At 59.6% G+C, this 4,101-nt stretch carries 5 protein-coding genes and 1 pseudogene; 3 read left to right on the plus strand and 3 right to left on the minus strand.

Annotation, left to right across the window (positions count from 1 at the left end; translation table 11 throughout):
- Positions 1-191: 191 nt before the first annotated feature.
- Positions 192-488, minus strand: a complete 297-nt coding sequence (locus tag EN742_RS26600; RefSeq protein ID WP_127405555.1) for a hypothetical protein — start codon at positions 486-488, stop codon at positions 192-194.
- 329 nt (positions 489-817) lie between these two features.
- Between EN742_RS26600 and EN742_RS26605 the strand changes: the two genes are divergently transcribed.
- The 3 genes from EN742_RS26605 (at position 818) to EN742_RS26615 (ending at position 2,918) form a co-directional block, all read left to right on the plus strand.
- Positions 818-1,357, plus strand: coding sequence for a J domain-containing protein (locus EN742_RS26605; protein WP_126054695.1), 540 nt, complete (start codon positions 818-820; stop codon positions 1,355-1,357).
- 143 nt (positions 1,358-1,500) lie between these two features.
- Entirely contained in the window at positions 1,501-1,677 is a 177-nt protein-coding gene (locus EN742_RS26610) for a hypothetical protein (protein WP_126054694.1), read from the plus strand.
- A gap of 98 nt (positions 1,678-1,775) precedes the next feature.
- Entirely contained in the window at positions 1,776-2,918 is a 1,143-nt protein-coding gene (locus EN742_RS26615; protein ID WP_126054693.1) for a hypothetical protein, read from the plus strand.
- Here the strand turns inward: EN742_RS26615 and EN742_RS26620 are convergent.
- Positions 2,915-3,793 carry a hypothetical protein gene (locus tag EN742_RS26620; protein WP_126054692.1) on the minus strand — a complete coding sequence of 293 codons (879 nt, stop codon included), beginning with the start codon at positions 3,791-3,793 and terminating at the stop codon, positions 2,915-2,917. The genes EN742_RS26615 and EN742_RS26620 overlap by 4 nt on opposite strands.
- Positions 3,794-3,851: 58 nt before the next feature.
- A pseudogene (locus EN742_RS26625) lies at positions 3,852-4,101 on the minus strand (DNA-protecting protein DprA); the annotation flags it as partial.

The raw sequence follows: 4,101 nt of genomic DNA on the forward strand, positions 1-4,101 counted from the left end.
ACTAAAGGCCGAGTGAGACCTTCATCCCCAAGAACGGCGGCGGCGCCGGGGTGGGCTGACGAAATGATCGACGCCCTTAAGATTAGGCGCACTGCTTTGCGCGGCTGACTGGCCGGCGCCTTGCCCCAAAGCCCCCCGCCCAATGGGCGCCGGTCAACTCCGAAATGGGCCTCGCGAAATGCAGCGAGTGTCTATCGGCTCGCCTCCGTGCGGGGCGCAAAGAAGCAGCGAATATAGGAAAACGGCGGGGACAAGCAGATGTGATACTGGCTGTCTTCGCTCTCTATGACGCGGTTCTTGGGAATGAAGTATCGGGTCTTGGACCCCGTGCGGACATTGAAACCGCCACCAGGCAGCGGCTCGACATAGCGCGAGCTGATGACCCCGCAGTCCTTCTTGTCCTCGCAGCATTCATAGCCGGTAACCGGATCATGATAGCCGGTGTACCAGTTGTGAGCGACGGCTAGCGCGATCAACAGGACTTTCATTGTCCGCCTAGATCTAACATGGCAGCTGGGCGGCAGGCTATATCGTATATTAGCGTTCGTTTGACAAAGCCGGTGACCGCGCCAGAACCATTTGCACGGCGCGGGGAATTGGGGTTGCCGACTGGTGATGGCATTGCGGACGATCTCGCCGTCATCCGTGGTGGTGTCCACGGTCGTGGCGACGGCGGAGATTCGCAGCTTCGCCCGGCATGCTGCCCACTTCGCTCGGATCGCCAGGCACTCCCTCTCGGGAAGCCTGCTTGCATGTGGGTACCAGTTGCGCGAAGCTGCCTATGGGGGAGTGGTGTAGATTCGAGGCAGCACCACCAATGTTCACTGACTACTACGAACTTCTGGAAATCAGCCCGAACGCCAACTCGGAAACGATTGAACGGATATTTCGTTATTTTGCCATGCGCTATCATCCCGACAATCGGGATACCGGAGATGATTCACGCTTCAGCGAGATCGTGGAAGCCCACAATACGCTGAAGGATCCGGTCAAGCGCGCGCAGTACGACATCCAGTACAGGGACAATCTGGGCCTTCGCCGTGAGCTTACCGAGGAGGCCAGCAACACCAAAGGTCTTGAGCGGGATGTCGTCATCCAGGCCAAACTGCTGACGCTTCTCTATGTAAAGCGGCGCCAGGACGTCAACAATCCCGGCATTGGCGATGACGAACTCGAGCGCTTGTCAGGCTGTCCGCGAGAACATCTGGATTTTCATCTCTGGTATCTGAAGGCAAAGGGCTGGATAGCCAGGATCGAAAACGGGATGTTCGCCATCACCGTGGAAGGCATCGATCGAGCCAATTCCGAACACCGTCGTGACGCCGCGACGACCAAACTATTGGATCATATAGATTAAACGGCCCTCCTGAAGCCCATCTGTTAGTCGGCTAGCTATAACAATATTAGCGATTGCTTGTATTTAGATCGGCCCGGGGCCAAGCTTTCCGTTGGATCGATCGAGTGGGCCGGGCAGAGGCGTCCAAGGGGAGGGGCAATAAATTGTCCGAGAAAAAGGTGATCGCGGTCAAGGACTGGAACTGTGCCATGAGCGACGAACTTGGCCGCGTCGCCCTGATGATCAATCCGACCGATGGCGAGCCGATACTGGTTTTGATGACGATCTTTCAGGCTGCCAGGATGGGGCGCGAGTTGCAGTCGCCGAAACGCGTCTCGTGATGCCTTCGATATCCACAAAGCGGGCGTAGACCGGCAGTGCCAACCTTGTCGCCAGACTGGGCGGCAGCTAGAGTCGGCATTCGCAAGGGAGGCGATACATGGCACTTCACCTTTCGGCCGACACCCTGGCCCCCGCGGCGGCGAAACCCCAGAAATATCTATTCGGCCCAGTCGCCGACTTCCTCATGCTCGGCGGTAGCGCGTTTCTCATCTTGCCGGTTCTGTTTCTTGTGCCGCTCGAGTACGAAGGCCTCGTTGCCGCTACGATGGTCTTTGTGGCGTATCTGGTAAACTATCCCCACTTCGCCCACTCATATCAGATTTTCTACCGCAATTTCGGACGCAAGGTGAGCGGCGACGGATACGACAAGGGCCTGCAGATCCGCTACATCTTCGCCGGCATCGCCGTTCCCCTGATCATGAGCGCCTTCTTTGCCTATGGCGCGGCGACGGCAAACACGCGGCTGCTGGGATATGCGACCAACGCCATGTTCTTCTTCGTCGGCTGGCACTACGTCAAGCAGGGCTACGGCATGCTGATGGTGGATGCCGTGCTCAAGCGCAAATTCTTCGACGATCGGGACAAGAAGGTGCTGCTGGTCAACAGCTATGCCGTCTGGATCCTGGCCTGGCTGCAGACGAATACGGCGGTCACCGCGGGCAAATACTATGGGCTGGAATATTACACATTCGCGGCCCCGTCGTGGATCACCGACATTGCCCTGCTGGTAGCCGTAGCATCCACCGCGGCTACGGTCATGATGCTGGTCAACCGTTGGCGAAAGAACGGCGGCGGCCTGCCGTACAACGGCATCGTGGCCTATGTCGCATCACTCTACCTCTGGATCCTGATCGCAAGGATAAACCCGCTCTGGCTGCTTGTGGTGCCCGCGCTCCACTCGCTCCAGTACCTGGCGGTGGTCTGGCGCTATCAGACCAATGTCGAGCGCGACGGTCTGGATGCCGCGAGCGATCCGCAACCGAAGATCCTGTCCTTTCTCGGCCCCCTCTACAGGCTTCGTGTCCTGGGATTTATCGTCGGTGGCGGCGCGCTCGGCTATCTCGGCTTCTGGCTGATCCCGTTCGTGCTGACGGCTATGATCCCTTATGACAGGCAAGTTCTCGGCTCGTCGCTGTTCTTCTTCATCGTGCTGATCTTCATCAACGTCCATCACTACTTCCTGGACAATGTGATGTGGCGCCGCGGCAATCCGGAAGTGTCGAAATATCTATTCCGCTAGCCCAGACGGCGCCGAATGGCCGACAGTAATCTCGAGGCACCGGACCTGGCCGCGTCGGCGGCAATCACCCTGTCCATCGACCGTTCGAACTCGGCCAGCATCGACGCCAGCAATTCCGCAAGCCCGCCGGCGGGGCCGTGGATCTTCTCGAAAAGGCGGCCGTAGTTCCGCAGCGTCTCGGCGACGACGTCGGGAATGTCCTCGTACCGGCACCAGATCACATATTCATGATAGGGGATGTGTGTTCGCAGCGGCACGTCCTCGCTGACGACGAGACAGCCTTGCGAAAGCGCCGGCAGGACCCTGAACTCCTCGATCGAGTGGTGATGCCAGGTCTGGTGCGGGTTGACGATGATTTTAGCGCTTTGGTACAGCGACCGCAGCCCGGGCAGGTCGTAGACGCCCTGGACATTCCTGTAGCCCGCAAAAGCCTCCAGTCTTTCGATCAGGGAGGCGCGCCTCGGCTCCCTGGTGTTGATGATGTTGGTCAGGACGTCGATCGACCGGCCGCCTGCATTTGAATAGTCGAAGGGGATCGGAGGGCAGTAGACGATCCGCTCGCTGAAGCGCCTCGGAAACCGGCCGCTGGATTTGATGTTGACGATGTTCGGCACATTGTATTCGAGCACGACGTCCGCCGTGCGGTACTGCTTTTCGTTTGCGATCCGGACGAGATACGTCTCGTCGCCTCCGAAGATGGATGGCACGACGCCCGGAGCGCTTGAGGGTGGAACGTCACGCCCGCCAGGAAGCACCAGATTGTGTTCGTCCTGGAAGAAAATCCGCATGCCCGACCGAGGCGCCGCGCGCCTGGCGAAATAGTTCTCCACGACGGGCAGATTGGTTACGAGCCTGTGCGCGTTCAGATAGCGCATGCGGTGATTTCCAAACGGAAGCACTCGATCGTCAGTGCCACGGCGCCGGGTGGAACCATCAGGAAACCAGAGAGACATTGCCGCCGGCGTGGCGCTCCAGCCGTCCCGCGAGATCGAGCTCCAACAGCACCATCGAGACCTGGGCGGCGCCGAGACCAGTGTGACGGATCACCTCATCGACCGCCACCGGCGTCGGGCCGAGCGCCTCGAGCACGCCCGCGCGATCATCCTCGCGTGGCGGCGGCATTGCCGAGAGATCCGGCGGCTCGGCCAGCGGTGCTATTCTTGAAACACGCGCCCCTGCCAGC

Origin of the sequence: Mesorhizobium sp. M4A.F.Ca.ET.020.02.1.1 (assembly GCF_004022645.1) — a bacterium.
Lineage (GTDB): Bacteria > Pseudomonadota > Alphaproteobacteria > Rhizobiales > Rhizobiaceae > Mesorhizobium.